Source organism: Lancefieldella rimae ATCC 49626, assembly GCF_000174015.1.
GTDB classification, from domain to species: Bacteria; Actinomycetota; Coriobacteriia; order Coriobacteriales; family Atopobiaceae; genus Lancefieldella; species Lancefieldella rimae.
Genome location: NZ_ACFE01000004.1, coordinates 111437 through 127413, shown reverse-complemented (window position 1 = coordinate 127413; position 15977 = coordinate 111437). Strand labels below are relative to the sequence as shown.

The following is a 15977-nucleotide window of genomic DNA, read 5'->3' as shown; positions in this document are numbered from 1 at the left end:
ATACGGGGGTTGGTATGTCTTTAATTCCGGTGTTCCATTACGTTTCTGATGGCGTATCCGAGCTTTTGTGGCAAACGCGTTGTGTGGCGTGTGACATGCCCGGGGAGCTTCTCTGTAAAGAATGCATCTCCAAGCTTCCGTGGATTGAACAAAGGTGGGCCTGTCCAAATTGCGGCGCTCCGTTTGGCTCTCTTGTCTGTTCGGAGTGTATAACCAGAAAAGAACCTCATGTGGTATGGGAGAGTAGAAGTACCGTTTGTGCGATGGGGTTTAAAGGACCTCCTGCGCGCATTGTAACCAATCTCAAAGATGCTCATGAACTCAGGCTTGCGCCTGTTGTGGCTGCCGCAATATTGACTGCATTGGAGGAGGCGGCGCAGTGGGAAGCTCGTGACGGTCTGCCTCGATGGGATGCAGGAACTATTGACGGAGTATGCTTTGTACCCGCTACGAAAAAGGCGTTTATCCGCCGCGGCTTTGACCATATGCACTTGGTATCTCAGGCATTTTGCCAACAATCACAGCTGCCGCTCATTGACGTACTTGCACGCCCGGCCGCACAAGATCAGCGAACTCTCAATGCGCATGATCGCGCTGCAAATTTACGCGGAACGATAACTTCAGTTTCTGATGTGGAAGGCGCCTGTTTGCTGCTGCTTGACGATGTCATTACAACAGGCTCATCAACGAGGGAGGCAGCTCGTGTTTTGTTGGCTCACGGTGCGCAATCGGTAACGGTTGGGGCACTTGCGCGCGTTTGGTGAAACGTAAGGTATTCGGTCAACCTGCGGGCGTGTATGAGGGGATATCTGCACGTATTTAGCGAGAGATGCTTGGTGCGCAAAGGGTATACTTAAAGAGCCTTTCCAGGTCTGTGGTTGCGAGCAGACGAGAATGTGTGATTGCAGGGATGTGTAAATACACAAACGACGTAAATGCGCAGGTGTCCGCTTTAGTCCAAGGCAGACGAGGTCAAAAGGATCCACGTAAGTTTGAAACCCAAGAGCGGTTCCAAACGAGCATGGCTCGTCCTAGAAGTAAGTCGCACCGTCTGATATATTTGAGACAGGTAGTCTCACAGACGAGAGAGCTTTGAGTGATAGTGTTTCTTGAGCAAACTCTTGAGCAAACGCTCCAGTGCGCGAGTGTGGGGTCAAATACCAGGTCAGCTGGAAAGGCACTTTATTTTCTGATACAAAACGCTATATGAGTGTTGTGAGCATACGGAAAAACGTGTACCGATGTGGCAGGTATAAGAGCATTAACAAAAGACGTCTGCCGAATATCCTCTTCCGTTTACCGTTATTTTGGTATCTACGGACACATCTGGGGTACTAATGGGTATCAAATGAGCAACAATCTTTGTATCAAAGATTGCGTTTGTCATCGATAGGAGGTCCGAATGGTCGATATCAAAATCTCCGGGCGCAAGGTAACGGTTTCTGATGCACTGCGTTCTCATGTTGAAGAAAAAATTGGTGACGCATTAAAGGTTTTTGATATCCAACCTATGACGTGTGACGTTGTACTTCGTGTGGATAAAAACCCCTCAAATCTTGAACGTAAGTCGGTTGAGGTAACGGTATTTGTGAGAAACAGCGTTGTACGTGTGGTTTCAAGTGGCGATGATATGTATGGTGCCATTGATGAGGCCGCAGAAAAGGTTACGCGTCAGCTTCGCAAGTATAAGACGCGCATTGTTGATAAGCACCATCATGCCCAAAATACGCGTGGACGTGCGCTGTCTCAAGAAGAGCTGGCCAACCTCATTGAAACACCGGCTGAAGATCTTGATGATCAGCTTGTACGTGAGAAGTACATTGATCTGTTGCCTATGACAGAAGAGGAAGCACTCGTTCAGACAGATCTTCTCGGCCATGATTTTTACGTTTTTGTGAACTCTACAACAGGTTTGACGAATGTTATTTACCATCGTAAGAACGGTGGATACGGCATCATTAAACCAAGGATTGAGGAACAGAATGACTAAACACGTCGATGAGACGAGTGTACAAACTTCTGCAACCGAGCAGGTTACGGCTAACCAAAACCATACGCTTAGTACGGCGTACCACAAGCCAAGTGGTGTCCACATTATTGTGGATTCAACCGCAGACTTTGCGCCAGGGGTTGCAGAACAGCTGGGAGTTGAGGTCATCCAGTTCCCGTATACAGGACCTGATGGCGAGAAGTTCGACGATGGTTGGAAGAGTGCTTCCGCGCATGAGTTCTATGAAAGTATGCGCAAGAACAAGCAGCTTCACTATAAAACTTCCGCGGTAACCCCTGGTCATTACTTTGAGGTTTTTGAGCGTTCGGCAAAGGCCGGTATACCAACGGTGTATCTCTGCTTTCCGGCGGCTCTTTCCTCGTCGTTTTATGCGGCTCAGCAGGCAGCTCAGATGATTAAGGAGCAATATCCGGATTTTGAGTTATATGTGATAGATAATGGTGCTCCGTCAGTAGCGGCAGAATTACTTGCTATCGAGGCGGTTCATCAGGCAAATTCCGGACTCACGGCACATGAGCTTGCCAAGTGGGCAAACGATGCTCATTACTTCTTGCATGGATATTTTACGCTTGAAACGCTTGACGCTCTTGCAGCGGGAGGTCGCATCCCGCCTGCTGCGGCAAATATTGGTGGCAAGCTGGATGTCAAACCTGAGATATCCTACGATGCTGCTGGAGCACTCTCGCTCAAGAGTATTTGTCGCGGTCGCAAAAAAGCGCTCCGCGCTATTATCCAGGACTTTCGTGATAACTACTCATACGATCTCTCGCTTCCTGTGGCTATCGTCTCGGCAGACGCAAAGAAAGATGCCGAGTGGGTTGAGGCACAGCTGAGAAAAGAGAAAGGCTGTGAGGGTATCACCATCATCCAGAGTACCGTTGGCCCAGTTATTGGCTCTCATGTTGGACCCGGTATGGTTGCGGTTGTCTTTTGGGGTACCGATCGCCGCGAGAAGCTCTCTCTTGCCGATAAGATTGCAAGTAAGGTTCGCGGTAACAAGCAATAGTACGTAATTGTTTTATGCGGGTAAAAATAAACGGATTTACCATAAGCAGTTTTTTGTATATGAAAGGGTTTACACATGTTGTTAGGCAAGAGTTCTAAAATCGCCTTTATTGGTACAGGAATAATGGGCGTGCCCATTGCGGAGCATATTCTTGATGCCGGGTACGACGTTACGGTGTACACAAGAACGCAATCTAAGGCTGAGGGACTTCTCGCCAAGGGGGCTCATTGGGCTGATGGTGTTGTTAATGCCGTTACCAATGCCGATGTGATTTTTACTATGGTTGGATATCCGAGCGATGTTGAGGATGTTTATCTCTCTTCCGATGGCATTCTTCGTGCAAGTAAACGTGGGGCCTGGATGATTGATTTAACGACTTCGTCTCCGCAGTTGGCTCGCGATATTCATGATGCCGCAGAGATTGACGACAAGCACGCAATAGATTGTCCGGTTACCGGTGGTGAGGCCGGTGCAAAGTCCGGAACGCTCACGCTTATCGCCGGAGCTAAAGAGAAAGATATTGAGCCCATACGAGCGCTTCTTGAAACGTTTTCTGCAAAAATTTATTGCATGAGCAAAGCAGGTATGGGTCAGATTGCCAAATTGTGCAATCAGATTTCCCTTGCGTCTTGCATGATTGGCTATGCAGATGCAATGGCTCTTGCCCAGCAAGGAGGATTGGATGTCAAACAGACACTTGAGATGATTGCGTCCGGCATGGGTTCTTCTCGCGCACTTCAAGAACTTGCACCTAAGTCTCTCGAGGGTGATTTTACTCCCGGATTTTTGGCCGAGCACTTCCGCAAAGATATTGCGCTGGCACTTGCACAATCTGAGGATTTGGATATTACGCTTCCGGGCACTGAGACGGCATTTGCCCTCTTTGATATGCTGTGTCAAGTGGGTGGATCCCGTATGGGTACGCAAGCTCTTACCCTTTTGTATAGTGATGAACAAACGGGAACTGCCGCCGGGATTGATTGGTCGCTGCTTGATTCCGAAGAAGAGGAATGTGGCCACCATCACGAGGATCACGACTGCTGTGGCGGTCACCACCACGAGGACGGCGATTGCTGCGGCAATCATCACCATGAAGGCCATGATTGCTGTGGTGAGCACCATCATGAAGGCCATGATTGCTGCGGTGGTCACCACCACGACAGTCATGAGCACACCTGCGATCACCACCATAAACACTAGAAAGTAGCAACATTGAGCGATATAACAACTCCGCAGAGTTCCATTGCGGTATTTATTGATTATGAAAATTTTCCGGTAGGTTCCAATGGGTCTCGAGGTGCCTTAAAGCTTGTTTTTGAGCGGCTTGTTGACAAAGGGCGAATTACCATAAAACGCGCATACTGCGACTGGAGTCGTCACGAGGCGGTAAAGCCTGCCCTGCACGAGCTTGGCGTTGAGCTTATTGAGATTCCTGATAATTCTCAAAAAGGGAAAAACTCCGCCGATATTCATTTGGCTGTTGATGCGCTGGAGGCATGCCTTACCAAAGATCACATTGATACCTTCGCCATTCTTTCAGGAGATTCGGATTTCTCTCCCTTGGTGGCAAAGCTCAAGGAGTATGACAAAACCGTTATTGGTATTGGGCGCAAAAAGGGAACGGCATCCTTGCTTGAAAATGTATGTGATGAGTTTATCTTTTATGAAGATATTGCGAAAAAAGAGAAATTTAGCGCGGTTACTCGTTTCCCAAGCTATAAGAATAAAGTCGCAAAAGATAAACAGAGCTGCTATAAGTTGTTATTCCAGACAATTGATTCGCTTCAAAGCGAAAATGACCAGGCAATTTATGCCTCACAACTCAAGCTGACCATGAAACGTAAGCGTCCCGATTTCTCTGAAACGACATATGGATATCGTACGTTTACTGCTTTACTTCAGGAAGCTTCGCGATTAGGATTTATTAAAATTCATAAGGATGAAAAAACCGGAACAATGGTAGACGGTTTTAGTGATGAGTAAGCCGAAGAGCAGAGAAAGGAATTGCTTCGATGGCTACTAAAAAAGAGACTGATAAGAAGGTCGTTGAGAAAGCCGACCATAAGGACGGCGAGAAGACCGATAAAAAGAGTAAGAGGGCCTCTGGGACTACTAAGAAGTTTACAGCCAAGAAGCCTGCTGCTAAGGAGTCCGCAGATAAGAAAGTTGCGGCTAAGAAAACTTCCACTAAGAAGCCTGCGGCTAAAAAGGCTTCCAAAGAAGAGTCCCCTAAAGAAAAGGCTTCTAAAGAAGAAACTTCTGCTCCGGTGAGTCCCACAAAAAAGGATTCAAAATCAAAGGGTCTCACTGCCACTCAGAAGAAAGAAATTGAGTCCTTTATTGAAAGTCTTTCAAACCCAAGCCGCCGCCGGCGTCAAGAAGCAGCTCATGAAATTGCAGAGATTGCGCAGACAACTCCCGAAGCATTTGAAGGTAGGGTTGAAGATCTTATTGATGCGCTGTATCGACCGGAAGCTCAGACTCGTTGGGAGATTCTTGCCGCTTTAGCAAGCTTAAGTGAGTCTTATGGGAATGAAGTTATCAAAGCGTTTGACGGTGCAGAGGCATCACTTTTTGATGACACTTCATCAACGGTTCGTCTTGCGGCGTTTCTGTTTTTGACACGCTATGGTGCAACATCGCAAAAGCACTCCGATCAGGCATGGCCGCTTTTAAATGAGGCAATTCAGTGCTACCACGGTGATGCAGAATACTATGACATGCTTGTCGGAACTTTGAATTTTGCGAAAGGCGCCATTTCTAAAGAGACGAAAGCAGCCCTTAAAGAGCGCTTTGCGTTCGACGCAGAAAATGCAACGGGATATATACAGAAATTCTCTGCTGAGATCGTGGCGGCTGCTCAATAGCTTTATTTTTCTGCAAGAAGTTTTTCTCGCCACGGTGGATGTGAAGAGAAGAGAGCATGTATATGTGAAGGAGAGTGTGCGTGAGACACACAACCCTTCACAATAGGGTACACTTCTTACGGTTTCTTACGAAGTAAGTAATTGAAGTATGCATTGTATGAGTATGAAAGGTTTGTTATGCCAAACGTAGATGTAAAGCACATGAACATCAAAATCGTGCTGCCTGTGGCGATTGTGGTTGCTCTCGTTATTGGAGTGGTAATTGGTCATTTCCTTCCTATTCCGGGAGGAGCCGGATCCACTTCAGTACTCGGTAAGACCGCGGTTTCCGAAGCTGAGCTTGATTCTCCTATTGGTTCATATACGGTTGACGGAAAGACTGAAAATATCACCGCTCGACAGGTTCTTGATTCCTCAACCGGCGTAGATGGCGCTAAGCAGAAAGACGGTACGTATACGCTTCCTTCTATGGATAAGACTTTTGCCTATGCTCGCAATCAGGTTATTCTCAAGGGCGCTGAGGCGGCTGGTTTTTCCGCATCCGACGATGAGATAAGCGAATACGCCAAGAAGAATCTTCAGACCGATGATTATGAGGCTATCGGTAAGCAGTACGGATTTTCAGCTGATGCTACCAAGGAACTTCTCCGCCAGGCGGTAGTCATACAGAAGTATCGCGAGTCCGTTATTACCACCAAACTTCCCGCTGCTCCTACCATGCCAACCGCACCATCCGACGGCAAGCAAGATACAGCAAACGCGGATTATGCCAAGTACATTATTGATCTTGCAGGCGATGAGTGGAGTGCCGATAAGAACACGTGGGCTTCTACCGATGGTCCTTATTACAAGGCGCTGAACAGCTATTCAATTTCTAACGATTCTGCAACGTATGAGGCAGCTCTGGAGGCTTACAAGGTTGCCGGCAGCAACTACAAGCAGGTGGCGGCTCAGGCAACTGCAGAGTGGCGCGATGCGGCAAATAAATTGCTCGAAAAGTCCTCCGTGTCTATTTACTCTCTCGCACTATAGTCTGTGTTTCGGTGGTTTATGCTCTGCGATGTATGTCGTGTAATTTGTGGAGCAAAATCATGTAGCCACTAATCCATAAAACCTGTAATCAGTATCATGATTACAGGTTTTATTTTGGAGATAGGAAGCGTGATGAAGGTTGTAATAAGCGCGTGTCTGCTTGGCTTTCCCGTTCGATATGACGGCGGCGCAAAAACATCTCGTGCGGTCCAGGAGCTTGCTTCAAAGGTTGAAGCAATGCACTTGTGTCCGGAGGTTCGCTCCGGACTGCCAACCCCACGGCCGCCGGCAGAACAGCGGGATGGTCGTATATGGCTTAAGGACGGCACTGAGGTTACCGATAGCTTTCAGAAAGGAGCGCTCTGCTCCCTTGCCACCGCTCGAGAATTTGGAGCAACGCTTGCCGTTTTGAAGGCTAAAAGCCCGTCTTGCGGAGTTCATGAGGTCTATGATGGTACATATTCAGGAAAACTCATTCCCGGTGAGGGTATTTTTGCCCGTCACTTAGAAGAGGAGGGGATTTGTGTGGTTACCGAGAAGACCGTCGAAGAGATAAAGCCATCCGTTGAGCATCCTGTTGCTCTTGTGTTGGGAACCGGTCTTGGACATTTAGCAAACCTCGTGAAGCCGGTGCGTCGCATTGATTACCGTGATATTGAGGGATTTCCGGTAGATGCCCAGCCGGTTACCGGACATAGCTTTGAGGCTACCATAGGAACCATCGACGGCGTGCCCGTTGTGGTATATCCGGGTCGCGTACATCTATACCAGGGATATTCCGCAGCCGAAGTAACGGCGTTAGTGCAGCACGCACATCATTTGGGCTGTCGCGATATCATTTTTGCAGGTGCCACGGGAGCCGTTCCGGGAAATGCCGGTACCGGTCTTGGCATTATTACCGATCAGATTAACCTTACCGGTACCAATCCTCTTGCTGAGTGGGCCGGCCTCAAGAATGTTGAAACTCCCTTTGTTGATATGAATGATGCGTATTCTCCCTATCTCCGTACGCTTGCACGAGGCGTGGCCGACGATCTGGGTATTACGGTAGAAGAAGGGATTTTTGCCGGTCTTCTCGGTCCTAACTTTGAGACACCAGCAGAAGTGAACATGCTACGAGCCATGAATGTCTCATACACGGGCGTTTCAACGGCGCTTGAAGTTATTATGGCTCGTGCGCTGAACATGAATGTGTTGGGACTTACACTGGCAGCCAATCCTGCCGGTGCTCGGGGTACTACGCACAAGAGCGTTCTTGAAGCGGCAGAGCACTACGCGGATGATTTTGAGCGGCTTGTGAGGGGTATTTTGCGTCTTCTCTAAATTATGGCTTGAAATGCGCCGGTGTTCCCCGTATAGTTGTTAGCCGCACATGCTTGTATGGTTTGTCTTAAGAGACCTTACAACGTATCGTGTGCCAGCTTAGCTCAGTTGGTAGAGCACCGCTCTCGTAAAGCGGGGGTCACCAGTTCAAGTCTGGTAGCTGGCTCCATGAAATCGCAGGTAGTCGCTTTGTGGCGGCTACCTTTTTTGTGTGAGATGCTTGAAGCGCTTTGATTGCCTTGGTGTTGCCAGAACGGCGCTGCCAGAAATGCGCCAAGTTAGTGTTACCGGAACAGCGCTGCCAAACTTGCAGCAAGTTGGGCACGATTAACCATACTTGCAGCAAGTTTAGTTAAATATATGCCAAACTTGCAGTAAATATGGCAATATAAGCCATACTTGGCGCATTTTTGGCAGCGCTCGGCAGTATGATTATGCTCGTAAGGTTTTCTCGCAATCGTTGAAATTGCGTATCAACAACTGTCTGCAAATCTGCAGGCAGCCGTTTTGCTTTAGTTGTGCTTTTCATATGAGACAACGGTTTGGTATCAAATTGAATGTTTACGGGTGATTTGATTCACCACTAAACGCTCAAATCCGAGAAAAACCACCACTAAACACAAGTTTTGCTTTTAAAAACCACCCGTAAACCGTGAAATCAGAGCAGAATTTTTAAAAGTTAAGTTTACCGGTGATTTCTGGCGGTTTTCTCTTCGAACTCTATTCCTCTGGGGTCAACGGCTGATGTGCTTTGTTGACATCAATATGACAGTAACCGCCAGGGTTTTTCTTGAGATAGTCTTGGTGGTAATCCTCGGCAAGAATATAGTTACGAAGTGGTTCTATTTCAACGGCAAGCTCAGTACTAAGCTTTTTCTTTTGGCTTGCGACAACTCTATTAATGACCGGAAGGTCTGTATCCACGCTGTAGTAAATACCCGTGCGATACTGCCGCCCAACATCGTTACCTTGTCTGTTAATCGAGAGAGGATCAATAACGCGAAAGTAATAACGCAAAATATCCGTAAGAGAAATTACGGCTTCATCATAGGTAACATGAACAGTTTCGGCATGATCGGTAGTATGTACCTGCTGATAGTCGGTAGCCTCGGTGGTTCCATTTGCATACCCAACGGTAGTTTTTGTGACGCCGTTAATGCGAGAGAAGTATTCTTCGAGTCCCCAAAAACATCCGCCCGCAAGGTAAATCTCTGACATGGTACTCCTTAGTACGCCGAAATGAATGTAATACATATGACATATCCGGCCTGCATGTGCAAGCCGGATATCTTAGTGCAGATAACAAATGCTGATAGCAGGGTAGTCCTCAAACTATCCGAGAGGAATGCCCGGACTCTACTCCATCTCACCGGGAGCAATACGGGCGACTGCCTGCTCAAAATCGCGAGTACCCCGGAAGACATCGTGCGTGTAGGGGTTGATATCCTGCATCTTAGAGCGGTAAATGATATAGCCAAGTGCGAGGACATTTGCTATCAGCGCAATGACAGACACGATGACATTGGTGTTGTAATTGAGTACCGAATGAGTCACAAATACGCTGTTCTCTTGGAAGGCAGGGAAGACCTGAGCAAACATACACCAGATGGCCAGCGTGTTTGCACGATTCTGAATCCAACCACCCTTGTTCCACAGAGCGTTGGCGACCGTTGGGGCAAGAAGGAGTGCAAAGCCGCAGAAGAATGCGTGATGCGGCAGGCAGTTATAGGTGTAGCAGAAGTTCCAGATATCGTACGCGATGATGAAGACCCAGGTCATATCGGGCCAAAGCATGTCGCGCTCATCTTTGGAGGTATAGACGCTCCACCAAGCGGTCATGCAGAAGATGTTCAAGAGTCCGGCGATGCCGTTAAACACATTGTTCCAGCCGGCAACCTGAGTGGCGCCTTCGGAGGTGACCCAAGTCTGCTCGCCAAGTGCAAAGAAGTGATACGCACTTTCAAAGTCGGAGACGACGGCAATCAAAATATTGATGGCAACGATGACAAAAGGAAATGCCTTAAACCAGTGCGCTTTGCCGAGCTTTCCCCAGTGATATTTAATGACCATAAATCCGAGGCAGCCGGTAAGCGCTGCATATACCTTGGCATAATGGAACCAGCTGTTTTGATATACGTTGGTTGGATTGTTGATGGCCCATTCTTGTCCGTTTGCTACGCCGATTGCAATTGCAATGCAATAGATGGTCATGGCAAGCGGTAGGACAACAAACATAAAAATGCCGCCCGCCTTTGAGCGTCGTGCAATTTCGTTGGTGACGATAAGCGCTACAAAGACCGCAATCCAACCAAGCCACTGAAAGATGGCGTGGTCTCCATATACGTTGAACAACATCTTCTCTCCTTTTGACGCAAATTTGCAGGTGCCGCATTGTTTTATCTGTGCAACCGGCTTCCTGCCTTGCTGCCGACAAGCTGATAAGCCGACAAGTTATACAAAAAGTGTATAGCTTTTTGTATAAGATGCACACAGTTCATCGGTGATCCTACCTTATTTTGCGGTAAGCGTTGCCTCAAGACGAGAATGCTTGAAAGGCTTGACCTGAAGCGGGTATATGAGGGATGTATTGAAACACTCAGCCATGTGTGCTGTATAGAAGAAAGCGAGCTATTATGGCTACTCCTACTCTAGAGCTTTTCTTTAAGCCTACCTGCCCATATTGCCACAAGGTTCTTTCATTTATGAAGGATCACAATATTGAGCTTCCTCTGCATGATATTGACTCCGATGAAGCTGCTCGTAATCGTCTCATTGAGGTCGGCGGCAAGCGTCAGGTGCCGTGCCTTTTCATTGACGGCACTGCGATGTATGAGTCAAACGATATCATTGCCTATCTGAGTAAAACATTTGGTGTTGACCATGTAGATTCAAGCGAGAAGAACGATGCAGCACCTGCCGGTGGATCTTGCACCATTGGTGGAAGTTGCTCTTTCTAAATCAAGTCAGTAAATCAAATCAATTAGTGTGAGCTGTGCTGTAAGAAAAGCCCGGGCGGTAGATGCTCGGGCTTCTTGCGTATTTATGGATTTATTCGTGGCGTTGACGGTGTCGAAGACTGATATAGTCGCTTATCAGTAACAAGAAGAGTATCGACATACTGGTAAAGCTTCCGATGACGGCGCCGTTTAGTCCGTCAAAGCCCACCATCATAAAGACAACGGGAACGGCAATGATGACTGAGATGAGATAGATTCGGGTTACACTTTTCTGCGCGCGCAAAATCGTAATAATTTGATAGAGGTAGTCGATACCAGCGCAGATACCGCCTGTAATAACCATCACGCGCGCCAGACCTCTATATGATTCAAAATCAACGCCATACAAGAAGGTATTAAGCGGAATGCCAATGCTGTCAACAAAAAGTACCGTGGCCGCAGTAATGAGAATAATGACACCAAGCATTGCAAGTACTACGAGGCCAAAGCGATGCTTGGAGTCGGGATTCTCCCAGATATTGGCAAGTCGAACAAGCTGCGGTCGATATATCAAAATTGATAGCATTAAAATCATATGCGCAGGGAAGTATAGGGCATTGAAGTAGAGCTGATTGTCATAGGAAAGCGAGATTTCCATGGCAAACTTTGGGATTGAATCAATAAGGTTATACAAAAAGAGGCCCAAAAAGAGTGGCCAGCATTGTACAAAAATCCTCTTAATGCCTCTGAGAGTGAGCGGCGTGCTTTTTTCGGTCTCGAGAAGCGCTAGAGGTATGGTAACCGCAACAAGGGTGAGCAGTGCCGTCAGACCCATTGCCCATGTGGCCCATGCAAGATTTCTTGTGATAAGCAGCACAATACTGAACGTTAAAAATCCCAAGATGCAACGCAGTGCCTGAGAAATACCGGCAAGATAGAGCTTATCTTTTTGCTGAAGGCGACCCTCATATACGTCAGCCATACCATCGGCAAAACGAAACGCAAATATACCGGTGCAAATGGAAAGCATGGGCTCACTATAGCCACGAAGAAAACACCACGTGAGCCCCGCAAGTATCATGCCAATACAGGTTACAAGACGTTGCGCCTGATAATCGGAAAACGACTGCATCTCGTCAAGGTCGGAAACTTGAAATGTCCGTACCCCATATTGAGCGACAAAGAGTAAAAGCATACCTACAACAAAGGCCATCGAAAAAAGACCCGCTTGCTCTACTCCCACAAGCTGTGAGCAGACAACGGTAAGTAAGGGAAAAAGTGCACCCCAAGAACTCTGTCCTACGATGTTGGCCAAATAATCGCGCTTGGTTTGGTGAGCAAGATATTGTGCGCTCTGCTGAGCAAGGCCTCCGGAGAAGATGGACGAGATAACCCGATCCCACCAATGTCCAACTAATGATGTGAAAGTACCGGATGCACCTTTGCCCTGGTCGGCTTCGATTGCCCTGTCAGAGTATCGAGGGGTGCGGTGTTTGGGCGCTTCAGTTGGCTGTGGCTTTCGACCAAACATAAACAGACAGAAATCCTTTCAGTACGTCTTCAAGCGCTGCGTACACCTCGGCAATGGGGTGCCTATGTGTACGTCTTTGAGCGATACGTTGCCCGCCGGCAAGAAGAGCTTGTGTTCAAGTTCTTCTCGACAGACTAGTATGATTGTACGGCACGATGTACATCTGGTTACAGAAAGCATAATTTTGCACGAAATCTGTTACAAATGAGTAAAGTAAAAGAGTAAGAGACTCATCCCAGACATGAAGGGATCGATGTGATGTCTGATGCTAAGATAGACAGCATTCGTTCTAGCAGGGAAAATGTTCGCGCGGTAAAGGAAGACCTTGATGATATCAGAGGTGCCGTACGGCGTGGAGATTTTGGTATAGAGCGTCGCGATGCAGAAATTGCGGCGGCACGGACGGTGATTGATGCCGTTAACGCTCCTGCTGAGCTGCGGGACAATCTTGCGCTCTTTTTGCGGCTGGTGCGTAAAGTATTGAGCGAATACGATGAGGATCTGCGGCGGAGCTTTGATACGCTCTTAGTAAACGCCATTGCAGCAGGTCCCGATGATGCTTCGGCACGCATCGAGGAGCTTCGCGTAAGCGAAAAAGGATCACCCGCAGGCTTTGTTGCTTCTATCGCCGCAGCTATTGACTCTGCACGAACCGCCGATGCGGAGAAGCGCTCACTCAACTCGTTTTTGCAATTTGTTTCAAAAATTGATGATCTTTCCGTTGAAAAGTCCACGCTTTTAATGCGTGCGTTCGTGACATATTTCCACCTTGCAAATCTTTGTGAAGAGAACTATCGCGTGCAGAGTCTGCGTGCACGAGAAGCGGCGGTTCCTACGACGGCTGCCGAGAATCCCATTAACGACATTACGGTGGCATATCGCCAGCTTATTGAGGAGTGTGGAGAGGAAACTGCACGCCTGTGCCTTAAGCGTCTGGAGTTCCATCCTGTCTTTACGGCACATCCCACCGAAGCCCGTCGCAAGACGATAGAAAAGCGTATCCGCACGATATCGGAGCTCTTAGATGAGCGCTCTCAGCTTGGCGGCATTGCGCGTCTTGAAAATGAACGCCGCATGCTTGAGGAAATTGACGCACTCTTTAGAACTTCTCCAATCGCGCATAAGAAACCTACGCCAATCGAAGAGGCGGACACCATTCTGAACCTTTTCGATACAACGCTTTTTGAAATGATCCCCAGCGTATATCGTCGCTTTGACGACTGGGAGCTGGGAGACGCCGCAGGAACGGTGCCTCCCGTGTGCCCGCCCTTTTTCCATCCCGGGAGCTGGATTGGCTCTGACAGGGACGGAAATCCCAACGTCACCGCACGTGTTTCTCGCAAAGTTGCCGAGAAGTACCGTGTGCACGTGTTGGACGCTCTGGCTCGGGCAACCCATGATATCTCTCGTTCCCTTACGCTGGATGGAATTTCCACACCGCCCTCTGATGAGTTAGCTCAGCTATGGAGCCATCAGACTGAAATGAGTGAGACCTTATCGTCACACGCATTTGATAAGGCAGGATCCGAGCTGCATCGCGCCACCATGCGCGTGATATCCGATCGCCTGAACGCCACCATTAAGCGTAATTCGGACCTGATGTATCAAAATGCAGAGGAATACATTGCCGATCTTCGTATCGTTCAAGATTCACTTGCCAAGGCAGGCGCCGTTCGCGCCGCATACGGACCTATGCAAAAGATCATTTGGCAGGCGCAAACGTTTGGCTTCCATCTGGTTGAAATGGAGTTCCGCCAACATTCACTCGTGCACACGAGGGCTCTTGAAGATATTCTCGAACATGGCCGTGCGGGCGAGAAGGGCGAACTCGACCGCATGACACATGAGGTCATGGATACGTTCCGTGCAATCGGATCCATTCAACGCAAGAATGGCATCAACGCAGCCCGGCGCTATATCATTTCGTTTACGCGCAGTGCCGAGGATGTTGAGAACGTCTATAAGCTTGCACGCCTGTCCTTCTCGCATGAAGAGGACGCTCCCGTGCTTGACGTTATTCCGCTGTTTGAACAAATTGAAGATTTGGAAAACGCCGTAACCATAATGGAGAAGGTCATTCAGCTGCCGGACGTGCAGCGACGTTTGGCACAAACAGGCCGTCGCTTAGAGGTTATGCTGGGATATTCCGACTCTTCAAAAGACGCCGGCCCAACGTCTGCCACCTTGGTACTCCATGCCGCTCAAGCCGCTCTTGCAGAGTGGGCCGAGAAGAACGACATTGATCTTGTGTTGATGCACGGACGCGGCGGAGCGGTAGGACGTGGAGGAGGACCGGCAAATCGCGCGGTTCTCTCTCAGCCCAAGGGTTCGGTGAATTGCCGCTTTAAGCTTACCGAACAGGGTGAGGTTATCTTTGCCCGCTATGGAGATCCAACGCTTGCGTGCCGTCATGTTGAATCCGTGGCGGGAGCGACGCTTTTGCAATCCGCGCCTTCCGTTGAGCACGTTAATACCGACATGACCATAAAGTATGCGTCTTTGGCAAAAGAGCTCGACCACGCTTCGCAAGAGCGCTTCCATACACTTCTGGATACAAAAGGATTTGCTGAGTGGTTCTCGGTTGTTACGCCTTTGACGGAGATAGGTCTTCTGCCCATTGGCTCTCGTCCGGCAAAGCGTGGCCTTGGGGCAAAATCGCTTGACGATCTCAGAGCGATCCCGTGGATTTTTTCGTGGTCTCAGGCTCGCATTAACCTTGCTGCCTGGTATGGTTTGGGAACCGCTTGTGAGGCGATAGGGGATTTGGGCCGTCTGCGTGCGGCATATAAGGAATGGCCGCTTTTTACGACCTTTATCGACAATATCGAAATGTCTTTGGCAAAAGTTGATACGCGTATTGCGCGGCTCTATCTTTCACTGGGAGACCAGGCCGAGCTCTCTGAAATGGTTCTGTCCGAGATGGCTCTCACAAGAAAATGGGTGCTTGCAATTACGGGCAATAAATGGCCCCTTGAGAACCGTCGCGTACTTGGTCCGGTTATTCGCCTTCGCCTTCCCTTTGTAAACGTACTTTCGGTTACGCAGGTACATGCCCTGTCTGAGTTGCGTATCCATAAAGAGTCTCTCACGCCAGAAGAACGCGAGCGCTTTATTTATCTTATTTTGTGCACGGTATCCGGTGTAGCGGCAGGTTTACAGAATACGGGATAATGGCAAATTTGGTTTTTTGGCAATCAAAGTTGAATTTGTATAACTTTTGGTCCTATACTATCTAAGATTAGAGTTCGATGAGACAAACTAAGTTAGTTTG

Annotated in this window: 13 protein-coding genes and 1 tRNA gene; 11 read left to right on the top strand and 3 right to left on the bottom strand. The window is 48.4% G+C overall.

Annotation, left to right across the window (positions count from 1 at the left end; all coding sequences use genetic code 11):
• Positions 1 to 14: 14 nt before the first annotated feature.
• From ATORI0001_RS06675 to ATORI0001_RS06635, 9 genes are all read left to right on the top strand, one after another.
• Positions 15 to 764 carry a ComF family protein gene (locus tag ATORI0001_RS06675; RefSeq protein WP_040324651.1) on the top strand — a complete coding sequence of 250 codons (750 nt, stop codon included), beginning with the start codon at positions 15 to 17 and terminating at the stop codon, positions 762 to 764.
• Between the two features lie 638 nt (positions 765 to 1402).
• Entirely contained in the window at positions 1403 to 1990 is a 588-nt protein-coding gene (gene hpf / locus ATORI0001_RS06670; protein ID WP_003150357.1) for a ribosome hibernation-promoting factor, HPF/YfiA family, read from the top strand.
• On the top strand, positions 1983 to 3017 hold the full coding sequence (locus tag ATORI0001_RS06665; protein ID WP_003150178.1) for a DegV family protein: 1035 nt from the start codon (positions 1983 to 1985) through the stop codon (positions 3015 to 3017). The genes hpf and ATORI0001_RS06665 overlap by 8 nt, the downstream gene beginning before the upstream one ends.
• A gap of 75 nt (positions 3018 to 3092) precedes the next feature.
• On the top strand, positions 3093 to 4217 hold the full coding sequence (locus ATORI0001_RS06660) for an NAD(P)-dependent oxidoreductase (RefSeq protein WP_003150257.1): 1125 nt from the start codon (positions 3093 to 3095) through the stop codon (positions 4215 to 4217).
• Between the two features lie 12 nt (positions 4218 to 4229).
• Positions 4230 to 5000, top strand: coding sequence for an NYN domain-containing protein (locus tag ATORI0001_RS06655; protein ID WP_003150154.1), 771 nt, complete (start codon positions 4230 to 4232; stop codon positions 4998 to 5000).
• A 29-nt stretch (positions 5001 to 5029) separates the two neighbouring features.
• A complete protein-coding gene (locus ATORI0001_RS08045) occupies positions 5030 to 5884 on the top strand; it encodes a HEAT repeat domain-containing protein (protein ID WP_003150194.1) in 855 nt (284 codons plus the stop codon).
• Between the two features lie 177 nt (positions 5885 to 6061).
• Positions 6062 to 6916 (top strand): SurA N-terminal domain-containing protein, encoded by an 855-nt coding sequence (locus ATORI0001_RS06645; RefSeq protein WP_003150359.1) that lies wholly within the window; start codon positions 6062 to 6064, stop codon positions 6914 to 6916.
• A 132-nt stretch (positions 6917 to 7048) separates the two neighbouring features.
• On the top strand, positions 7049 to 8239 hold the full coding sequence (locus tag ATORI0001_RS06640; RefSeq protein ID WP_003150426.1) for a 2-thiouracil desulfurase family protein: 1191 nt from the start codon (positions 7049 to 7051) through the stop codon (positions 8237 to 8239).
• 93 nt (positions 8240 to 8332) lie between these two features.
• Positions 8333 to 8408 (top strand) — tRNA-Thr (locus tag ATORI0001_RS06635).
• 551 nt (positions 8409 to 8959) lie between these two features.
• On the opposite strand, the gene msrA is transcribed toward ATORI0001_RS06635, so the two are convergent.
• Together msrA and ATORI0001_RS06625 are read right to left on the bottom strand one after the other, a co-directional pair.
• Entirely contained in the window at positions 8960 to 9457 is a 498-nt protein-coding gene (gene msrA / locus ATORI0001_RS06630; RefSeq protein WP_003150386.1) for a peptide-methionine (S)-S-oxide reductase MsrA, read from the bottom strand.
• A 138-nt stretch (positions 9458 to 9595) separates the two neighbouring features.
• Positions 9596 to 10594: a DUF5692 family protein gene (locus tag ATORI0001_RS06625; protein ID WP_003150275.1), complete on the bottom strand. Its 999-nt coding sequence runs from the start codon at positions 10592 to 10594 to the stop codon at positions 9596 to 9598.
• A gap of 278 nt (positions 10595 to 10872) precedes the next feature.
• On the opposite strand from ATORI0001_RS06625, the gene ATORI0001_RS06620 reads away from it, so the two are divergent.
• Positions 10873 to 11196 carry a glutaredoxin family protein gene (locus ATORI0001_RS06620; protein ID WP_040324650.1) on the top strand — a complete coding sequence of 108 codons (324 nt, stop codon included), beginning with the start codon at positions 10873 to 10875 and terminating at the stop codon, positions 11194 to 11196.
• Positions 11197 to 11287: 91 nt separating this feature from the next.
• Here the strand turns inward: ATORI0001_RS06620 and ATORI0001_RS06615 are convergent, their stop codons facing one another.
• Positions 11288 to 12706 carry a lipopolysaccharide biosynthesis protein gene (locus ATORI0001_RS06615; RefSeq protein WP_003150431.1) on the bottom strand — a complete coding sequence of 473 codons (1419 nt, stop codon included), beginning with the start codon at positions 12704 to 12706 and terminating at the stop codon, positions 11288 to 11290.
• A 258-nt stretch (positions 12707 to 12964) separates the two neighbouring features.
• On the opposite strand from ATORI0001_RS06615, the gene ATORI0001_RS06610 reads away from it, so the two are divergent.
• Positions 12965 to 15877, top strand: coding sequence for a phosphoenolpyruvate carboxylase (locus ATORI0001_RS06610; RefSeq protein WP_003150370.1), 2913 nt, complete (start codon positions 12965 to 12967; stop codon positions 15875 to 15877).
• Positions 15878 to 15977: the final 100 nt, after the last annotated feature.

Coding starts and splice junctions, on each gene's coding strand:
- ATORI0001_RS06620 (WP_040324650.1), top strand. CDS start 10,873: ATGGCTACTCCTACTCTAGAGCTTTTCTTTAAGCCTACCTGCCCATAT.
- ATORI0001_RS06610 (WP_003150370.1), top strand. CDS start 12,965: ATGTCTGATGCTAAGATAGACAGCATTCGTTCTAGCAGGGAAAATGTT.
- ATORI0001_RS06675 (WP_040324651.1), top strand. CDS start 15: ATGTCTTTAATTCCGGTGTTCCATTACGTTTCTGATGGCGTATCCGAG.
- hpf (WP_003150357.1), top strand. CDS start 1,403: ATGGTCGATATCAAAATCTCCGGGCGCAAGGTAACGGTTTCTGATGCA.
- ATORI0001_RS08045 (WP_003150194.1), top strand. CDS start 5,030: ATGGCTACTAAAAAAGAGACTGATAAGAAGGTCGTTGAGAAAGCCGAC.
- msrA (WP_003150386.1), bottom strand. CDS start 9,457: ATGTCAGAGATTTACCTTGCGGGCGGATGTTTTTGGGGACTCGAAGAA.
- ATORI0001_RS06615 (WP_003150431.1), bottom strand. CDS start 12,706: ATGTTTGGTCGAAAGCCACAGCCAACTGAAGCGCCCAAACACCGCACC.
- ATORI0001_RS06660 (WP_003150257.1), top strand. CDS start 3,093: ATGTTGTTAGGCAAGAGTTCTAAAATCGCCTTTATTGGTACAGGAATA.
- ATORI0001_RS06640 (WP_003150426.1), top strand. CDS start 7,049: ATGAAGGTTGTAATAAGCGCGTGTCTGCTTGGCTTTCCCGTTCGATAT.
- ATORI0001_RS06625 (WP_003150275.1), bottom strand. CDS start 10,594: ATGTTGTTCAACGTATATGGAGACCACGCCATCTTTCAGTGGCTTGGT.
- ATORI0001_RS06665 (WP_003150178.1), top strand. CDS start 1,983: ATGACTAAACACGTCGATGAGACGAGTGTACAAACTTCTGCAACCGAG.
- ATORI0001_RS06645 (WP_003150359.1), top strand. CDS start 6,062: ATGCCAAACGTAGATGTAAAGCACATGAACATCAAAATCGTGCTGCCT.